Raw genomic sequence first — 19,720 nt, 5'->3', positions numbered from 1 at the left:
TATTTTTTTGTGATAAAAAAGGATTGCATTATTTTTAAAATGCCTTATAATTATCTCGTGAAAATAAATAATATGGAGGATCCATTAGTGGGCGATAAAGTCATTATTGAACTTTTGAATGTAACTAAACAGTTTGACGATGAAGTCATTGTTAACAGTCTAAACTTACAAGTATTTGAAAACGAGTTTTTAACTCTTTTAGGACCGTCTGGGTGCGGTAAAACAACAACACTAAGAATGATAGGCGGATTTGAAAAAGCCAATCAGGGAGAGATTATTATTGAAGGTAAAGATTTTAGTGATCTACCTCCATATGCAAGACCAATTAATACAGTATTTCAAAAATATGCATTATTCCCACATTTGAATGTAATTGATAATGTAGCCTTTGGACTTAAAAACCGTAGCTGGGAATATTTGATTAATTTTTATCATTTAGAAAATGAAAATAAAAAAGAAGTAAAAAAGAAAATCAATGAACTTATTAAAGCATCTGCATTAGAAGCATTATCTTTAGTTAACTTAAAAGGATACGAAAATAGAAGAATTACTCAAATGAGTGGAGGGCAACAACAAAGAGTTGCGTTGGCCCGTGCTATTGTTAATAAACCTAAAATTCTATTATTAGATGAACCTTTAGCAGCACTTGACTTAAAGTTAAGACAAAAGATGCAATATGAATTAAAGGAAATGCAAAGACAATTAGGTATTACTTTTATCTTTGTTACACATGATCAAGAAGAAGCAATGACAATGAGTGATAGAATTGCCGTTATGGATAAAGGAATCATTGTTCAATTAGGAACTCCTAAAGCAATCTATAATGAGCCAGTAAATAGATATGTAGCAACTTTTATTGGGGAATCCAATATTATTCCAGCTGTATACTTAAAAAAGGATTTAGTGTCATTTATGGGCGTTGATTTTGAATGTATGGGATATACTTTTAAGAAAAATGAAAAAGTAGATGTTGTGATTAGACCTGAAGATTTTGATGTAGTAGATTTAGATAAAGCAAAATTAATAGGAAAAGTAACAAGCAGTTTATTTAAAGGTGTTCATAATGAATTGTTAGTCGATATAAAAGGAACAAGTTTAAAAGTTAATACTTATGAAAACTATGTTGTTGGAGAAGATATTGGATTAAAAGTGGATCCATATGAAATTCATATTATGAAGGTTAATGAATATGAATAAGTCTTTTAAGAAATTATCCACACCATATATTGTATGGTTATACCTTTTGGCTATCTTACCAATAGGGGTTATGATTATTCTAAGTTTTATCCAATCAGAAGGATTAAGTTTTGATGAGGCTAAAGTTTCAATGAATGCCTTTGAATTGTTATTTGATTCAACTACTTTAGTTGCGATAAGAAATAGCTTTTTATATGCAGGAATAGCAACGCTTATTTCATTAGTTTTAGGCTATTTTGTTGCTTATCAACTCTTTAAGTCTAAGTTTAAAAATAAACTATTGATATTAACTATTTTTATCTTACCGATGTGGTCTAACCTTCTATTAAGAACAGAAAGTTTAGGCAACTTAATGGAACATAATAATATGGTAACAGACTTACTTTCAAGAATTAACATCAATATTGGTATTGGTATAAAAGGAACACCTTTAGCTGTTATTATAGGATTGGTTTTTACTTACTTACCGTTTGTAATTTTACCAGTTTATACAGCATTAGAAAAAATAGATTACAGTTTAGAAGAAGCTTCATTAGATTTAGGACTTACAGAAAGTAAAACTTTTTTCAAAGTGGTTTTTCCTCTTTCTTTAAAAGGTGTTATCACAGGTGCTATTTTAGTTTTCCTACCAGCATTATCAGGATTTGCAGTACCAGAAATACTAGGTAAAGGCAATGTACTTTTTATAGGAAATTTAATTGAACAAGCTTTTAAAAATATGAACTATGGATTTGGTAGTTTACTATCAGTTGTCATTATCTTCATGATATTAATTGCTTTATTTGTTGTTAATAAAGTGGATAAAGAAGGAGAAATGTTACTATGAATAAGTACCCAAAAGCAGCTTTATCAGACTATGGTTATAAAGATTATTCAAAACTTAAAAAGGTTTACAAAATTATTAGTAAAATATTATTAGGATTAATCATATTTGTTATGTATTTATCTATTTTATTAATTGCCTTACAATCACTTAATTCAAGTAGTGATGTGAATTCGTTTAAATCACTTACATTTAAATGGTATTTAGAAATGTTTAGTAATCGTTCTTTAAGAAACGCTATTACAAATACTTTAATTGTGAGTCTTGTTTCAACAGCTCTCGCGGCTATACTAGGAACCTTTATTGCAGTTGGTATCTATTCGCTTGCTAAAAAGAAACGTCAAAGAGTTATGTTATTTAATAATATTCCAGTTTTAAATGCTGATATTGTTACAGGTATTTCTTTAATGATTATCTTTTCTTTACTTTTACCAATCTTTCCTTATATCTTTGGTCCAGTTACTTTAATTATGGCTCATTTATTCTTTACATTGCCATATGTTATATTAAGTGTCTTACCAAAATTAAAAGAAACAGATCCTAACTTAATGGATGCTGCATTAGATTTAGGGGTAAAACCTTACAAAGCTTTAATCAAGGTAGTTTTACCAGCTATTATTTCAGGGGTATTTTCTGGAACATTGCTTGCATTTACAATGAGTATTGATGATTTTGTAATTAGTTATTATACTACAGGAAATGGTTTTGATAATCTTTCTATTTGGATTTATGGTTCTATTGGAAGAAAGAGTCTAACACCATCTGTTTATGCCTTTTCAACATTATTAACACTTGTTACTTTAGCCTTTGTTCTAGGATACCAACTTATGTTAAAAAAAGAGGTAAGAAAAATGCTAAACACTAAAAAAATATATCTCTTACTTACGATTATAATAAGTTCAATTTTACTTGCTTCATGTGGTCAAAGTAATAAGTTATTGTTATTAAACTGGGGTGAGTATATTAATGATGATTTAGTTGCTAAATTTGAAGAAGAATTTGGTGTAGAAGTTTCAATTAGTATTGCCGATTCAAATGAATTATTTTATTCAAAAATAAAAAGTGGCACTACCGCATATGATTTAGTAGTCCCATCTGATTATATGATTGAAAAGATGATGGAAAAAGATTTATTGCAAGAAATAGACTACAGCAAATTATCTAATTACAATCAAGACAATAACCCTTATATGGAAGGAGTCTTAGGCATACAATCTAAGATGACTCAAGGTAATGAAAGATATAATGTTCCTTATTTTTGGGGTACTTTCGGTCTTATGTATAATAAGAAAAAAGAAGGGTTAGAACAAGCAGTAAAAGAGTATGGTTGGCAAGCATATATGGATCCAACAAAGAGACCTTCTAATACCAGATTAGGTATGTATAATGTTTCTAGAAATGCATATGCAGCTGCGATGTACTCACAAAACTTAGACCCTAATGTATATTCAGAAGAATTACTGAAACAAGCTGAAAATACACTTATTAAAGCTAATATTAATGAGTGGGGAACAGATACACTTAAAAAAGGAATTGCTTCAAATAATTTAGATTTAGCTTTCGTCTATACTGGAGATTTTCTAGATATGCTATACTTAAAATTAGATGATGGTAGTAAATTAGATGAAATAACTTTCGACATTCATATACCAGAACAAACAATCGCTTTTATGGATGCTTTTGTTATTCCTAAAAAAGCTAAACATGTTGATTTAGCACATAAGTTTATTAATTTCTTTTTAGATCCAGAAAACGCATATGAAAATGCCTCTGTTGTAGGTTATGCAACACCGCTATTAAAATCATATGAAATGATTACTAATTATGTTGGAGAAGATGAATGGCTGACTGATTGGGCATATGCTAATAAGACTTATTATCCAATTCTTGGAAGTGATAGTCCAGTAAGATTTAAGGGGACACCACTTAAAAATTTAAAGCAAGAAGAACTGGATAAAATTAATAATATGGTAAATAAAGTTAAAATTTCTTAATAACTAGGGTAAACCTGGTTATTTTTTTTACGATTAAAATGCTTTTTACTTGATTTTTTAGAAAAAACTATATTCTTCCTTGTATTATTCTAAAATAGCGATATAATGATATGGAATATGCATGAAAGAGGATATAAACTAAAAATGAATCGATATATTATTGTATTAACAAAAGCTATTTTAGCAGGTCTTTTAATTGGAATTGCGGGAACAATTTATCTTACTTTAGATAACAAAACTGTAGGGGCATTTCTATTTGGTTTTGGTCTATTAGTTATTTGTTCTAATAAACTGAATCTCTATACAGGAAAAGTAGGATATATTATAGATCGTAAACCTAATTACTTAATAGATGTCTTAATAATTATTATAGGTAACTTTATAGGCACTGGGTTAATTGCATTAATGGTTAACTTGGGTGGCTTACTTGATGTAGTAGAAATTGCTAAACAAACGGTTTTACATAAACTAGATCATAAACCATTAGAAACATTTATGCTTGCTATTGGTTGTGGAATGCTAATGTACATTGGTGTTGATGGCTACTATAAAAATAAAAATGATTTTGGAAAAGTAATCATTGTTGTTATGGCGGTAGCAATCTTTATTCTTGCTAAGTTTGAACATAGTATTGCTGATATGTTTTACTTTATGGTATCAGGAACATGGAACATAAAAGCATTTTTATACTTTATTGTCATGTTGTTAGGTAACGCCCTCGGTTCAGTAATTATTAATGGGTTAGAAAAAACAGTAAAGCGTAGTGAAAAAATAGAAGAAAATCACATCACTCACTAGTTATATTTAAAAAATAAATAATAGAAAGGAGCTGTAAAGAAATGAAGTAATTCACTACTTCAAGAACTTAACAGTTCTTTTTTTCTTATATCTACCGTGAACTATGTGGATAAAATCAAAAAACATCTACTTTTAGGCGTCAAAAAAGAAGATTCTATTAAAATCTTAAGTTTATTGTAGATATCTATTCTGTTATTCTATACTTTTTATTATGATATTTTCTCAAATTATACCCAATCGCTGTTAAATAAAACTCCATTTTAACATTATGAGTTAATCTTCGTCTAAATCTTCTTACTTTAAATGCTTCTTTAATCACTCCAAAGGCACCCTCAACTTGAATTGACCTTTGAACTCTTAATTCAATTCCTAATGGTGATGTAAGATTTTTAATAACCTCTTTTTGGTATGTAAGATTTTCATCATTAATCTCTTTACGCTTACCATTTGGTAATTCATATACATCATTACCTCGATTATTTCTATACAGATACTTTAAAGTATCTCCATTAGGTGTTAAATAATCATTACCTGATTTAGTAAGGTTAAATGGAAAATATGGATCTTTCATTCTTTTTTTGTCATGCGTATCTTTAGCATACATTGCATATTTTTGATAAAGCTCCATATCGTTTAGTTTTAAATAACGATAATTCGTTAATCCACCATATCCAGCATCCGCTACTGGATATTTTGGATAGAAGTCATAACTTTTCTTAAATCCTTCTAAAAAAGGAATCAAAGTTTTATAATCACTACGTTCTTTATAGATATCTAGATGTAGGATATATTCATTTGATACACCAATTTGTATATTATACCCTGGTTTTAATTGACTATTACGCATATGATCTTCTTTCATATGCATAAAAGTCGCGTCTATATCTGTTTTAGCATATGAGTTTCTATCATTACCCATAATCTTTAAATGTCTTTCATACTCTACAAGTTTAGCTAAATATTCTAAGATATGTTCATAATCTCTTTGTAAAGTAGTTTTTCTTTGACCTTTACCATATTTAAACTCTATTAATTCCCTATCTATCTCATTAAGTAGAAAGTCTTTGATGCTATTTAAATTATCAGTGTTATATGTTTCATGTATTGGAAAGAAGATATCTGAGTCTTCATATCTTTTATTTAAGGATTCTATCTGTTTGGTTATTTTTTTATATAACTTATCTCTAAACTTTTCAATAGAACCACGCCATGTAAAACTATATTTATTAGCCACCGATTCTATTTTAGTACCATCTATATATAATTTATCTGTATCAATAGATTCTTTTTTTATTAAGTACTTACTTAGTTCATAAAAGATTTCATCTATTCCTTTAACTAAGTATTTATCCATAAAGGTTTTTATTGTTTGATGACTTGGCATTAATTCATCTGTAAGCCACATGATTCTAATATCATTTCTAGCAGCTTTTGCCATATCTCTTAAAGATTGAATCTTTTCCATTTGACAAAACATGATCAGTTTTAACATTTGAACCGGATTATAACCCATACGACCTCTTGGGTCTTTTGAGCTATTTAAGTATTTTTTTATCTCCAATTTTCTAAATACTTCATCAAATGTACGAACTTCACTATCAAAAGGAATTTTTATGTCTAATTGTAGTGGTAATTTTAACTGTTTTGGGTTAAAATTATGTTGTATATTTTGTTGTGTTTGCATACTATAATTATACCAAAAAACCGCCCTAGGATTCTAGAGCGGCTTTTTTGTTTTATAGACTGTTACTTTTATTTCGTTACAGTCCCTTTTTTTGCTTTTAAAGTGATAAAAAAAATAATATAAAAGAAAATATTAAAAAGCAGATTATTTTTATTGACATAGAAACTTTTTATTATATAATATATCGTGTAGTTTAAAATAGATTAACAAAATGTTTAACTATACTAAACTAAGAACATTAAAAAAACTTTTTGTTTATATAAAGTAAACACCTGAAAGGAGACAATAAATGGCTACCCTAATTGAATTAAAAGATGTAACAAAAGAATTTAACGGACAGGTCGTATTAAGAGGTATTGATTTAGAAATTGAGCAAAATGAGTTTGTAACTTTTCTAGGACCATCTGGTTGTGGAAAAACAACAACATTAAGAATTATTGGTGGTTTTGAGTCCCCAAGTAATGGGAGTGTTTTATTTGATGGGAAAGACATTGTAGATCTTCCAGCACATAAAAGACCTACTAATACAGTCTTTCAAAGGTATGCCCTTTTTCCTCATTTAGATGTTTATGAAAATGTAGCATTTGGTCTTAGAGTGAAAGAAAGAAATAATGAACAAAAAATAGAGATTGCCCAACTACAAAAAGAATATCAACAAGAAGTGAAAACTTTAAAAAATAACTTTAGTAAAGCAAAATTAGAACTTAAATCTTTAGGTTTAGAAAAAGCAAATTTAAATACTAAGGAATTAGAACTTAAGAATGAATTAAATAAAAAAATAGAAGTTTTAAATCAAACTAAAACTCAAAAGATTGAACATCTTAAAAAGACTTTTCTAACAAAAAAAGATTTTGAACAATTAATTCAAAATAAAGTGAACAAGTACTTAAAAATGGTAGGTCTAGAAGGATATGAAAATAGACTTATTCATAAATTATCTGGTGGACAACAACAACGTGTTGCCATAGCAAGAGCTTTAATTAATGAACCTAAAGTTTTATTACTTGATGAACCTTTAGCAGCCCTTGACTTAAAATTAAGACAAGAAATGCAATATGAATTAAAAGAAATCCAAAGAAACGCAGGAATTACTTTTATATTTGTGACACACGACCAAGAAGAAGCTCTAACTATGAGTGATAAAGTAGTTGTAATGAACCATGGAGAAATTCAACAAATTGGAACTCCAGAAGATATTTACAATGAACCTGCTAATAAATTTGTTGCTTCATTTATAGGAGAATCAAATATTATCTCTGGAATTATGAAAGATGACTACTTAGTCAATTTTGATAACAAAGACTATGTATGTGTAGACAAAGGCTTTGCTAGAAATGAAGAAGTTGATGTTGTTATTAGACCAGAAGATATTGATATTGTCACATTTGGACAAGGTAAAATTAATGGAATCGTAGATTCTATTGTCTTCAAAGGTGTTCATTGGGAAATAGATGTAAAAACTGAAAATCGTATTTATACAATACATACCACGGATCATGTAGAACTGGGGACCAAAGTAGATTTAGACTTTAACCCTGAAGATATACATGTGATGGAGGTATGGTAAAATGACAAATCAAGGCATTATAAAAATTAACAGAAAAGATAAACTAACCCTTGAAAAAGCAATTGGACTACCATACTACATTATCTTAATAGGATTAGTATTAATACCGGTTATTGTCATGGTATTTTACTCAGTTCAAGAAAGTGCATCAGGACTTTTTAGCAGTAGATTTACACTGAGCCACTATGCATCATTTTTATCTAAAGTAGATTTTATCAATGTCATGATAAACTCTATATGGTTGGCGGTTTTAGCGACTATTATCACACTCTTGATTGCCTATCCTTTAGCACTTGCTGTAACTAAATTTAAACTAGTCAGTCAAGGCTTATTAGTTTTATTAATTACTGGGACAATGTGGATTAATATGATTTTAAGAACAAACGCATTAGTGCAAATATTTAGCATGATTCATGCATTTACTGGAGTGAGACTGCTTGAAACAAATCTAGCAAGTGTCATAGGAATGGTTTATATCTTCCTACCATATATGTTTTTACCAATATATACGGTTTTATCTAAAATTGATCATAGTTTAATTGAAGCAGCAGAAGACTTAGGAGCAAACAAATATCAGGTTTTAAAACAAGTGGTCATTCCTTTATCACTACCAGGGGTTACATCAGGACTTACAATGGTTTTATTACCAGCAGCAACAACGATTGCTATCCCAAGATATTTAGGACCTACTACCAAACTTATGATAGGTGAGTTAATTGAAAATGAGGCCTTATTAAGTGGAAAAATTAACAGTGCTTCAGCAATAGCAATCTTACTATCAGTTATTATGATTTTGATGTTGATAGGATTAAAGAAGATTGATCGATATAAAGGAAGTGAAAAAAATGCTTAGAAATAGAAAAACACTTCCTAAAATATATATTACAATCATTTTATTATTGATTTATATTCCCATTATTTCATTAGTCATATTTTCATTTAATGGTAGCACAGGAAGAACGGCTTCCTTAGTACACTGGAATTTTTTCAGTTTTCAGTGGTATGAAAAACTATTTACTGACCCAACCATTAAATCAGCTGTATGGGTAACCTTAGAGATTGCATTTTTATCAACACTTATATCAACCATTATTGGCACAATGGCCGCAATCTCTCTTTCAAAGAGTAAAAAAGTATTTAGAAATGTCACATTAAGTGCTAATAATATTCCAATTGTGAACCCTGAAATTATTACCGCATTATCCTTATTTGTCTTATTTGGATCAATTGGTATTACATCAGGTTTCTGGAAAATGCTTTTAGCTCACATCTCATTTAGTGTACCATATGTTTTAATCACGGTATATCCTAAAGTAAGAAGTTTAGATGATAATTTAATAGATGCTGCCTATGACTTAGGAGCAACCCCAATAAAAACAATGTTTAAAGTAGTTTTACCACAACTTAAAGGATCAATGATTGCAGGAGCAGCAATTGCCTTTGCAATGTCATTTGATGATTTTATTATTTCATACTTTGTTGGTGGGGAATCTTACCAAAACATCTCAGCTTATATTTACAGTTTAAGAGGAACAATTAACCCTTCGGTTAATGCTCTTTCAACCATTATTATATTTGTTATTGGTATAAAAGTAACAATAGATTATATTAGATCCAAAAGGAGAATAGAAAAAGAATGAAAAAAACATTATTAGTTATATTAACTGCAGTAGCTTCATTAGTGCTTGCTGCTTGTGATAGTAGACCTACAATGGTTCTTTACAACTGGGGAGAATATATTGACCCAGAATTAGTTAAAGCTTTTGAAAAAGAAGAAGGAATCAGAGTAAACCAAGTTATGTTCACTTCAAATGAATTAGCAATTACAAAAATTCAAGGTGGAGATAAATATGATGTGATTATTCCTAGTGAATATGGAACAGAACATTTAATTCAATTGGATTTATTAGCTAAGATTGACTGGACTAAGATTGATGCATTTAATAAAGATACTGAGTTTGCTAGTGGATTAAACTCATTATTAGAAAGATTAAAAAACGAAACAAATGGTTATGATTTCTTAGAATACTCAGTACCTTACTTCTGGGGTAATGTTGGATTGTTATATAATAAAAATAAAGTAGAAAAATCTGAACTTGAAACTAGAAACTGGGAAATATTAAAAGACACTAAATATAAAGTATCTTTATATGATACTTCAAGAGAAGGTTTATTAGTTGCTTTGAAAAATGCAGGTAAATCTATGAATAGTGAACAAACGGATGAAATCAATGCTGCTAAAAATTGGTTAATTGATTTAAAAAATGATCATGGTAATAATGTATCATTTGTAACAGATCAAATCTTAGATCAAATGATTAACCCTAAACAAATGGCATATGATATATCAGTAGCTTATTCAGGAGATTCTGTATACTTAATGTCAGAAAATGATCAATTAGGATATTACGTACCAACAACAGGAACTAACATTTGGGTAGATGGTATGGTTATACCTAAAAATGCTAATCAAGAATTTGCATATAAATTTATTAATTTTATTTCAAGACATGAAAATGCTAAAGCAAATGCAGAATTTATTGGATATACATCACCATTTACTAATATTATTGCAGAATTAACTGAAGAAGGCGGAGAATTCGCAGACTTTAAAGATGCATACCAAATTGTATTCCATGAAAATGATGAAATATACCGCCACAATGAAACTGCTAAAAAATTAATTGACGAAGCATGGAACCAAGTGAAAGCTAAATAGAGAGGCAAAAAAAATGCGTACATTTGACCAATTAAAAAAGAAAAATATAACAAGTGCTATCTTAGCAACGATACTTACATTAGTATCAATTATTATCGAGTATAACCCAGTCATACTTTATATCTATATAGCAGTATTTAGTCTGGTAGTGATACTTACATTTATCATCCCTAATAAATATCCCAAAGTATATTATCTAATCGTATTGCCGATGTATGTATTTATTCAAATACTCTTAGCAATCATATTAATTGTTATTTAAATAAAGGTGCTTTCTTAAGCACCTTTTAATATGAAAAATAAAACAAAAGATTCTTTTGTTAAACAAACAAATGTGGTAAAATTAGATGAGGTGTTATTTATGAACGATGCTAGAAGAAAACTTCGAGAAGAAGTAATGGAATTATTATATCAATATGATTTTTATGAAAGTAAATTTGAACTTAAAAATGAATTATTTTCACCTGAAAGTATAGATTTATTCAACCAAGTAATAAAAGAATTAGAACAAGTTGACTTACTTATTGAAAAGAACCTTTTTGATTATAGTTTAAATAGATTAAACAAAGTAGACAAAGCAATCATTAGATTAGCAACTTATGAACTATTGAAAAAAGAATTAGCTCATACAATTGTAATCAATGAAGCAATTGAACTGACAAAAGAATTTTCAAACTTAGATGATGCTAAACAACATCGTTTTACGAATAAAGTATTAGATCAAATTTATCAATCAATAAAGTAGGTGAAAAGATGGAACAACGTTATTTAACGGTTGCCGCTTTAACTAAATATATTAAAACTAAATTAGAAACAGATAAACATCTTCAAACAATTTTGATCAAAGGTGAGATATCTAATTTTAAAAGACATAATACTGGTCACTTTTATTTTGTAATAAAAGATGAAGAGGCACAAATATCAGCCATGATGTTTGCTAATTTAGCCTCTAAAATTCTTTTTGAACCAAAAGATGGTGACCATGTTTTAATTCAAGCGACAATTAATTTATATGCACCAAGAGGAACTTATAGCCTAAATGTATACGAAATGAGTTTAGACGGTATTGGTGATCTTTATTTGAAATATGAAGCACTAAAAAAAGAATTAGAAGCTAAAGGATATTTCAATCAAGAACATAAAAGAGCCATTCCTAAATTTCCTAAAAGAATAGGAGTTATCACTTCTAATACAGGAGCTGTTATAGAAGATATTAAAAATACTGTTAGAAGAAGATATTTACTTACAGAAATATATTTATATCCAGCATTGGTTCAAGGTGAGTATGCAAAAGAAAGTATTGTTAAACAGATTAATAAAGCAAACCAAGACAACTTAGTAGATACTCTTATTGTTGGTCGTGGTGGAGGTTCTATAGAGGATTTATGGGCTTTTAATGAAAAAGAAGTCATTGAAGCGATTTTTAATTCTAAAATTCCTGTCATTACTGCAATCGGGCATGAAACAGACTTTACGCTATCAGACTTTGTCTCAGATTTAAGAGCACCAACGCCGACTGCCGCAGCTGAACTTGCAACTCCAAATAAAGATGATTTACTAGAAAAAATAAAAGAAAATAAAAGATTATTAAACTATCATATAAATGCTAAGTTTGATTATTTAAAACAAACTATTCTTTATTTAGAAGAAAGACTTAGTAATTTGAGTCCCAAAAGAAAAATAGAGGACTCTTATAAAGAACTCAATCATCAAATGATGTACTTAAATAAAAATTACGAAAGTATTATTACTACTTATAAACATAAAATAGATACATTAACGCAAAAAGTAGTTTCACCTCAAGAAAAAATTTTGATGTATAAAGAACAACTTAAATATTTAGATAATTTCTTGAATGAAAAATACCAACAACGAATCAAGGATAAGACACTTTCATACCTTATTCAATTAGAAAAGTTAAAAGGTCTAGACCCGCTAACTTTCATGAATAAAGGCTTTGCCTTAGTTAAAATGAATGATAATGTAGTAACAAGCGTTTCAAATATTAAGATAAAAGAAGAACTCACCATAGAATTTAAAGATGGATTTGTAAAGACTATTGTTAAAGAAAAGAGGGAAAAATAATGAACAAAAGTTTTGAAGAGCAACTTAAACAATTAGAAACAGTCGTAAAAGAGTTAGAAAATAAAGATATTTCTTTAGACGATGCAATTAAAAAGTATAAAGAAGGTATAGAACTTTCTAAAGTATGTTATGAAAAAATAAAACAAGCAGAAGAGTTAGTGATAAAGGAAATTAAGTAATGAGATTAGATCATTATCTTGTTGCCTATGATTTAGTGTCAACCCGTTCAGAAGGACAAGATCTTATTAAACAAGGCTTTGTGTTAGTAAATGATAAACAAGTTACTAAATCTGGATATGAATTAAAAGAAACTGATGTTATAACATTACTTAAAACTAGAAAATATGTCAGCCGTGCTGGAGAAAAATTAGAACATGCTATTAATGAGTTTAAAATAGATTTTACTGATAAAGTGGTTGTTGATGTAGGTTCATCAACAGGTGGCTTTACACAATGTGCTTTAAATTATAAGGCTAAACTAGTTTATGCTTATGATGTTGGAACAGAACAACTAGATAAGAGTTTGCGTGATCATTCTAAAATTATATTAAATGAACAAACAAATATATTAGATGTTACTATTCCAGAACACGATATCATGACGATTGATGTATCATTTACTTCAATTATTCCAATACTAAGACATATTTCAAATAGCAATAAAGAACTTATAGCACTTATTAAACCCCAGTTTGAAGTATCTCCTAAAGAGTTAAAAAAAGGAATATTGAAAAACATTAAGGTTGAAAAACAAGTCATTGAAAAAATAGTCAACGAAGTCAATGTATTAGGTTATGAAATTAATGGCTTTATGCCTTCAATTATTAAAGGTAAAGATGGTAATCAAGAATTTTTAATCTATTTAAAAAAGTAGGAGAGATGTATGTTAGAAACACTTAAGGTAAAGGATTTCGCTCTAATTGATGATATTGAAGTAGAATTTTATAACGGACTTACTGCCTTAACTGGTGAAACAGGAAGTGGAAAGTCTATTCTTTTAGAATCACTATCTTTGATTTTTGGTAAAAGAGCCGATCAAGATTTAATTAGATATCAAAAAGATAAAGCAATGATCAAAGCTAAGTTTAGACTCACAAAGTATCAACAAGAAAAACTCTCATTACCTGAACTTATAGAGATTTTTAGAGAAGTCGATAGTAAGGGAAAACACCAAATTAAGCTGAATAATGAACCCATTACTTTAGCTAAATTAAAAGAAATTAGTAAAGTAATTGGACTTATTCACGCTCAAACAGATACATTTAATATCATGGATAAAGGATTATATTTAGATTTTTTAGACCAAATGGATTATGCAACTATTGATCCTTTAGTTAATGACTACATATTTTTAAAAGAAAGTTATACTAATGCTTTAAAAGAATATAAGGGAATCAAACTTAAAAAAGAAGAATCAGTTGAAAGAATAGATTTTTTAACATATCAAGTCAAAGAATTAGAACAACTCAGTTTAAAAGTAAATGAAAAAGAAGAAGTCGATGAGGCTTTATCTAAATTATCTAATTTTGATAAAATAAAACAAGCCTTACAAACATCATATGAAAAACTAGAAAACGATAGATTTTCACTAGATGCTATTTATGATAGTTATCAAGCACTTCACAAAGTAGCCTCTTTTGATAAAAAATACGAAGATTTATCTGAAAGCCTGTTAAGCCAATATTATGTTTTAGATGAAGTTAAAAATGAAATATATAAACAGTTAGATTCTCTTGATTTTGATGAAAATGAGTTTAATGAACTTCAAGAAAGAAGTTATGAACTTGCAAAAATTGAAACAAAATATCAAAAATCAATTAATGAACTGATCGTTTATTTAGAAGAAATAAAAGATGAATTAAGTTTAATTACTGATTATGATAATTATGTAAAAAAAGCCTTAGAAAAAGTAGAAACAAACTATAATAAAGCGCTTAATAAAGCAATTGAATTGTCAAAAAAAAGAAAGTTGTTAGCGACTATATTAGAAAAAAATATTCTCTTAGAACTCAAAGATTTGGATTTAGAAAAATCAGTTTTTAAAATTGAATTTGAACCTTTAGAAGAAAAACCTGAATTACTTGAAAATGGTATTGATAAAATTGAATTTATGATTTCTCTTAATGAAGGCGAACCAGTAAAAATATTATCTAAAGTAGCAAGCGGCGGAGAAAAAGCTAGATTCATGTTTGCTTTAAAAAGCATTTATGCTAAAACACATCAGTTAAGTCTTTTAGTATTAGATGAGATAGATATCGGAATTAGTGGAAAGACAGCTTCTAAGGTAGCCAGCAAGATGAAAGAACTAAGTAAAGATATACAAACATTAGTTATTACTCACTTACCACAAGTGGCTGCTAAAGCTGATTACCACTATTTAATTGCAAAAGAAAAAGTAATTGATAGAATGGTTTCTAAAATTAATAAATTAGACAGTGAACAAAGAGTACATGCAATCGCATTAATGTTATCAGATGATAGAGTAACCAAAGAAGCAATCGCCTTGGCTAAAAGTCTTTTAGAAAAATAAAAAAGGCCTTTAGCCTTTTTATTTAAATTGCATTAATCAACGCAATGATTGCTGATACAAATATAAGAGCAATTGTACCTATGATGAGCAACCAAATAATTGTTTTTCCCCACCATGTTTCAGTTGGACTTTTATAAACTTTTTCTTCTACTTGATTTTCTTTGTTTTTGGAAACAGTTGGTTTTTTAGACTTAGCCATAAATTTCACCTCAGTTAATTCTTTATCTTTAATTATTATACAATAAAATTTTACATAATGAAAGGTGGCAAATAATGAAAAGAGAAGTTAAGATAATTTTTCATATAGATTTAAATGCTTTTTACGCCACTTGCGCTATGATAAAAGAGCCTTATTTAAAAAATAAAGTCTTTGCAATTGGTGGTATAACAAGTTCTAGGAGAGGGGTTTTATCTACCGCATCATATAAAGCTAGAGCTCTCGGTATTAGAGCAGGGATGAGTTTGAAAGAAGCTTTAGATATATTTCCCAAACTTCTGGTAGTTCCGACTGATTTTCCTTTTTATAGAGAAAAAAGTAGAGAGTTTATTAATTTTTTAAAAAAATATTCAGAACTTATTCTACAAGCATCCATTGACGAAGCTTATTTAGATGTGACTGAACTTGCTAAAACTAAGCATCCTTTAGAAATCGCTAAAGAAATCCAGACAAGATTAGTAAATGAATATCAATTACCATGTTCAATCGGTATTGCCCCAACGCTATATTTAGCTAAAATGGGATCTGATATGAAAAAACCATTAGGAATTACTATTTTAAGAAAAAGAGAATTGAAAGATACAATATGGCCTTTAGATATTAATGATAGTTTTGGTATAGGAAAAAAGACTGCTAAGTTACTTAAAGAAAAAAATATTTTTACAATTAATGATTTCTTACTTAAAGAAAATAAAGATAAGATTCTGACTGTTATGTCCGAAAAGAATTACTTGGCAAACGTTAATGAGATGATTGGAGAGAGTAACAATATTGTTGATCCTAATAAGTATGCGTTACCTCAGTCAATTAGCCATGAAACGACACTGAACTATGCTATTGATCAAGAAGAAGCACTTTTGCCTTTTTTAATGGAGTTGTCAGAAAGAGTTTACTTGAGATTAAAAAAATATAAAATGGTCTATAAGACTGTTGGAATTAAACTAAAAAGCGATCAATTTAAAACGATTAATCGTAGTTATACTTTTTTTGATTATCAGGATGAAGCAATCGTTATAAAAAACCAAGTTGAAGCATTACTTCAAGAATACTATGACGGTACACCTTTAAGGCTAGTAGGTGTCTTTATACAAAACTTATTAACAGAAGAGCAATTAAAAACAGAATATGATTTATTCAATTATCAAAAATTAACAGGAAAAGAAGAAAAAATCAATGAGGTTATAAAAAAAATTAACCAGAAGACCGCTAATAGCATTAAAAAAGGAATTAAATGATATAATAAGAAAGGTGATAGAAATGGACTATATAAAAGAAAAACTAGAATTACTAAAATTTGATGAATTATCTCCAATCCAAAAAGAGGTATTTAAAAATTTTAAAGAACAAAAAAATATTGTAGGTTTGGCACCTACCGGAACAGGTAAAACACATGCCTACTTACTTCCTATTCTAAGTCAAATTAATAAAGATCTTAATGAAGTTCAAGCTATCATTTTAGTTCCTACAAATGAATTAGTTATACAAGTTAACAAGATGTTAAAAGAAATTGATGAAGATATTATTTCCAAAGCTTATTATGGTGGAAATGATAAAAAACGAGAATTAGATTGGTTAAATAATAACCAACCTCAAGTTGTGATTACAACACCAGGAAAACTTCACGATTATGTATCAAAGGAAAATAAACTAAAAATTCATAAAGCAAAATATTTGGTTTTAGACGAAGCTGATATGATGTTTGACGAAGATTTTTTAGTGAAAATTGATGCAGTAATAGAAAATTTAAATCCAAAAATACTTTTATTTTCTGCAACGATTACAGAAACAATGGAACCATTTATTAAAAAATATTTTGGTAGCTCAATTGTAATCGATACAACAAATCAACATACATTAGATATTTCTTATTATTTGCTAAAAACAAAATTAGATAATAAATTAGAAACTTTAAGACAATTAACACAAACAATTAATCCATATTTGGCATTCATATTTGTATCTAAAAAAGAAGATCAACAAAAAATATTCGCTGAATTACAAGAAAATAAGGTCAATGTTGCTAACTTTTCTTCAGATTTAAATATGAAAGTTAGAAAGAAAATGATAGAAGATATTCATAAATTGAAATATCAATATGTTGTCGCAAGTGATCTAGCAGCAAGAGGCATCGATTTTACAGCATCGCACGTGATTCACTATGATCTACCATATCATTTAGAGTTTTTTAAACATAGAAGCGGTAGAACAGGTAGAATGGGTAAAAGCGGAGATGTAATTGTTTTATATGATTTAAAAGAATCAAGAAAAATAGATAAAATTAAAAAAATGGGTATTACTTTTAAAAATGCATCGCTAACTAAAGGTGAATTTGTTATTGAATTACCTAAAGTTAAAGAAAAAGATGAAGAAATCATTACAGCTGTTAAAGCAGTTAAAAAGAGTAATAAAGTAAAACCTAACCATAAAAAGAAATACCGTGCTGAAGTTAAAAAAGCGATTAAGAAAGTTAAAAGGAGTAGATTTCAATGATAAAAATTGGTAGTCATGTTTCAATGTCTGGAGATAATATGTATTATGGGTCAGTTTTAGAAGCCTTGAAATATCAATCAACTGCATTCATGATTTATACAGGAGCTCCTCAAAATACCATTAGAAAAGATATTAGTAGATTAAAAATTAATGAAGCGTTAGAAAAAATGGAAGAATCAGGATTAGATGTAAAAAATGTAGTTGTCCATGCTCCGTATATTATTAATCTAGCAAACCCAGATATAGAAAAAAGAGAATTTGGAATTTTCTTTTTAACAGAAGAAGTTAAAAGAACAGCAGCAATGCAAGTGAGCCAAATTGTTTTACATCCAGGAAGTGCTGTTGGAAAAGATAGAGAACAAGCAATTAAATGGATTGCTGAAGGCATTAATCAAGTCTTTTCAAATACTAAAGGATTAAAAGTTAAAATTGCTTTAGAAACTATGGCTGGTAAAGGAAATGAAGTTGGAAAAACTTTTTCTGAATTAAAATCAATTATTGATTTAATTGAAGATAAAAATAGAATTAGCGTATGCTTTGATACATGTCATACTCATGATGCTGGTTATGATATTAAAAATAACTTTAAAGATGTTATAAAAGAATTTGATGATATTGTAGGAAAACAATATATTTCAGTTTTCCATATTAACGATTCTAAAAATGAAACCAATAGCCATAAAGATAGACATGAAAACATTGGTTTTGGTCATATAGGGTTTGATGCTTTAATGGAAGTTGTTTACGATGAAGATTTTAAGGATATTCCTAAAATTCTTGAAACTCCATACGTTGAAGATCATGCCCCATATAAAGAAGAAATTGAAATGATTAGAGAAAAAAAGTTTAATCCTAACTTAAAAGAACTCATCACAAAAGGATAATAGTTTTGAAACAAAAACAATATTGCTTTACAACCTCAAAAATGCTATAATAAAATAGCATAAAAAAAGGAGATTTACATATGGCCAAGAAATATAAAAATATTGAATCAAAGATTAGTCCAGTTACAATTATTTCTATTATTTTAGTTTTAGTAGGTTTAATAACATTGATGGTTGTTTTACAGCCAAGTGCTAAAACGACTTTAACAAAAGATTATCTAAATGCTGGAGTAAACAGTAGTATTGCTGATGATTATAAATTTACAGAAGAAAACCATATTACACCTTTGAATAATCTGAATGATAAATGGTTTGGTATTGAAAATGGATTATACAGCGAAATAAAAAAAGACCAAGTAACAATCGTATTTTTCGGTAACAAAAACGATGCTAACTCAGTAGGATCACTTGCATATGTTGAATATTATTTATACAAGCATGCAGAAAATAAAGAGTTGAGTGAAAAAGTAAAACAAATATATCATTTTAATACAGAAGCAGTTGTTGAAAATGTAGTAAATAAAAAAGATATTAAATCAGTCTTTGAAAAAATATCTGAAAAATTTGAAATTGAAGATGAACTAACATCTATAACTATTCCAACTTTAGTAGCGTTTAAAAATGGACAAGTGTTAAAACAATTGCCTGCATCAACAGCAGCACTAAGTGCAGTAGATATTAAAAACTTTTATGTTAGTGTATTAGAATTATCTAAAAAATAGAAAGCACTTT

General features: G+C 28.3%; 20 protein-coding genes. 18 read left to right on the top strand and 2 right to left on the bottom strand.

Annotation, left to right across the window (positions count from 1 at the left end; all coding sequences use genetic code 11):
* Positions 1-87: 87 nt before the first annotated feature.
* The 4 genes from BN854_RS05495 to BN854_RS05480 all read left to right on the top strand — a co-directional run bounded on the left by BN854_RS05495 (position 88) and on the right by BN854_RS05480 (position 4,812).
* Entirely contained in the window at positions 88-1,197 is a 1,110-nt protein-coding gene (locus tag BN854_RS05495) for an ABC transporter ATP-binding protein (RefSeq protein ID WP_030003548.1), read from the top strand.
* Entirely contained in the window at positions 1,190-2,023 is an 834-nt protein-coding gene (locus tag BN854_RS05490) for an ABC transporter permease (protein WP_030003547.1), read from the top strand. The genes BN854_RS05495 and BN854_RS05490 overlap by 8 nt, the downstream gene beginning before the upstream one ends.
* Positions 2,020-4,014 carry an extracellular solute-binding protein gene (locus BN854_RS05485; RefSeq protein WP_030003546.1) on the top strand — a complete coding sequence of 665 codons (1,995 nt, stop codon included), beginning with the start codon at positions 2,020-2,022 and terminating at the stop codon, positions 4,012-4,014. Before BN854_RS05490 ends, BN854_RS05485 begins: the two co-directional genes overlap by 4 nt.
* 144 nt (positions 4,015-4,158) lie before the next feature.
* Positions 4,159-4,812 (top strand): formate/nitrite transporter family protein, encoded by a 654-nt coding sequence (locus tag BN854_RS05480; RefSeq protein WP_157868350.1) that lies wholly within the window; start codon positions 4,159-4,161, stop codon positions 4,810-4,812.
* A gap of 184 nt (positions 4,813-4,996) precedes the next feature.
* Here BN854_RS05480 and BN854_RS05475 read toward each other — a convergent pair whose 3' ends face one another.
* Complete coding sequence (locus BN854_RS05475) at positions 4,997-6,496, bottom strand: transposase (RefSeq protein ID WP_026655857.1); 1,500 nt, start codon at positions 6,494-6,496, stop codon at positions 4,997-4,999.
* A gap of 289 nt (positions 6,497-6,785) precedes the next feature.
* Between BN854_RS05475 and BN854_RS05470 the strand changes: the two genes are divergently transcribed.
* Genes BN854_RS05470 through recN form a run of 10 tightly spaced genes read left to right on the top strand, consistent with a single transcriptional unit; the run spans position 6,786 to position 15,397 of the window.
* Positions 6,786-8,063: an ABC transporter ATP-binding protein gene (locus tag BN854_RS05470; RefSeq protein WP_030003544.1), complete on the top strand. Its 1,278-nt coding sequence runs from the start codon at positions 6,786-6,788 to the stop codon at positions 8,061-8,063.
* Position 8,064: 1 nt separating this feature from the next.
* Entirely contained in the window at positions 8,065-8,916 is an 852-nt protein-coding gene (locus BN854_RS05465) for an ABC transporter permease (protein WP_030003543.1), read from the top strand.
* Entirely contained in the window at positions 8,909-9,703 is a 795-nt protein-coding gene (locus BN854_RS05460; RefSeq protein WP_030003542.1) for an ABC transporter permease, read from the top strand. The genes BN854_RS05465 and BN854_RS05460 overlap by 8 nt, the downstream gene beginning before the upstream one ends.
* A complete protein-coding gene (locus BN854_RS05455; RefSeq protein ID WP_030003541.1) occupies positions 9,700-10,782 on the top strand; it encodes an ABC transporter substrate-binding protein in 1,083 nt (360 codons plus the stop codon). The genes BN854_RS05460 and BN854_RS05455 overlap by 4 nt, the downstream gene beginning before the upstream one ends.
* 13 nt (positions 10,783-10,795) lie before the next feature.
* Positions 10,796-11,044, top strand: coding sequence for a hypothetical protein (locus BN854_RS05450; protein WP_045959807.1), 249 nt, complete (start codon positions 10,796-10,798; stop codon positions 11,042-11,044).
* A gap of 30 nt (positions 11,045-11,074) precedes the next feature.
* Complete coding sequence (locus BN854_RS05445; RefSeq protein ID WP_030003540.1) at positions 11,075-11,527, top strand: transcription antitermination factor NusB; 453 nt, start codon at positions 11,075-11,077, stop codon at positions 11,525-11,527.
* A gap of 8 nt (positions 11,528-11,535) precedes the next feature.
* On the top strand, positions 11,536-12,867 hold the full coding sequence (gene xseA, locus BN854_RS05440; protein ID WP_030003539.1) for an exodeoxyribonuclease VII large subunit: 1,332 nt from the start codon (positions 11,536-11,538) through the stop codon (positions 12,865-12,867).
* On the top strand, positions 12,867-13,046 hold the full coding sequence (gene xseB, locus BN854_RS05435; protein WP_030003538.1) for an exodeoxyribonuclease VII small subunit: 180 nt from the start codon (positions 12,867-12,869) through the stop codon (positions 13,044-13,046). Before xseA ends, xseB begins: the two co-directional genes overlap by 1 nt.
* Positions 13,046-13,741 (top strand): TlyA family RNA methyltransferase, encoded by a 696-nt coding sequence (locus BN854_RS05430; protein ID WP_030003537.1) that lies wholly within the window; start codon positions 13,046-13,048, stop codon positions 13,739-13,741. The genes xseB and BN854_RS05430 overlap by 1 nt, the downstream gene beginning before the upstream one ends.
* A gap of 9 nt (positions 13,742-13,750) precedes the next feature.
* The gene (recN, locus tag BN854_RS05425; protein WP_030003536.1) at positions 13,751-15,397 is read left to right on the top strand and encodes a DNA repair protein RecN; all 1,647 of its coding nucleotides are present in this window, start codon (positions 13,751-13,753) and stop codon (positions 15,395-15,397) included.
* A gap of 22 nt (positions 15,398-15,419) precedes the next feature.
* Here recN and BN854_RS07870 read toward each other — a convergent pair whose 3' ends face one another.
* Positions 15,420-15,596, bottom strand: coding sequence for a hypothetical protein (locus BN854_RS07870; protein WP_157868349.1), 177 nt, complete (start codon positions 15,594-15,596; stop codon positions 15,420-15,422).
* 74 nt (positions 15,597-15,670) lie between these two features.
* On the opposite strand from BN854_RS07870, the gene BN854_RS05420 reads away from it, so the two are divergent.
* From BN854_RS05420 to BN854_RS05405, 4 genes are all read left to right on the top strand, one after another.
* Positions 15,671-16,849, top strand: coding sequence for a Y-family DNA polymerase (locus tag BN854_RS05420; RefSeq protein WP_030003535.1), 1,179 nt, complete (start codon positions 15,671-15,673; stop codon positions 16,847-16,849).
* Between the two features lie 22 nt (positions 16,850-16,871).
* Positions 16,872-18,104, top strand: coding sequence for a DEAD/DEAH box helicase (locus tag BN854_RS05415; RefSeq protein WP_030003534.1), 1,233 nt, complete (start codon positions 16,872-16,874; stop codon positions 18,102-18,104).
* The gene (locus BN854_RS05410; protein WP_030003533.1) at positions 18,101-18,988 is read left to right on the top strand and encodes a deoxyribonuclease IV; all 888 of its coding nucleotides are present in this window, start codon (positions 18,101-18,103) and stop codon (positions 18,986-18,988) included. The genes BN854_RS05415 and BN854_RS05410 overlap by 4 nt, the downstream gene beginning before the upstream one ends.
* A gap of 80 nt (positions 18,989-19,068) precedes the next feature.
* Positions 19,069-19,710: a hypothetical protein gene (locus tag BN854_RS05405; protein WP_030003532.1), complete on the top strand. Its 642-nt coding sequence runs from the start codon at positions 19,069-19,071 to the stop codon at positions 19,708-19,710.
* Positions 19,711-19,720 lie beyond the last annotated feature (10 nt).

It is taken from the genome of Alteracholeplasma palmae J233, from assembly GCF_000968055.1.
Lineage (GTDB): Bacteria > Bacillota_I > Bacilli_A > Acholeplasmatales > Acholeplasmataceae > Alteracholeplasma > Alteracholeplasma palmae.
Note: the sequence above shows the minus strand (reverse complement) of the source record. Positions and strands in the feature narration are given on the sequence as shown.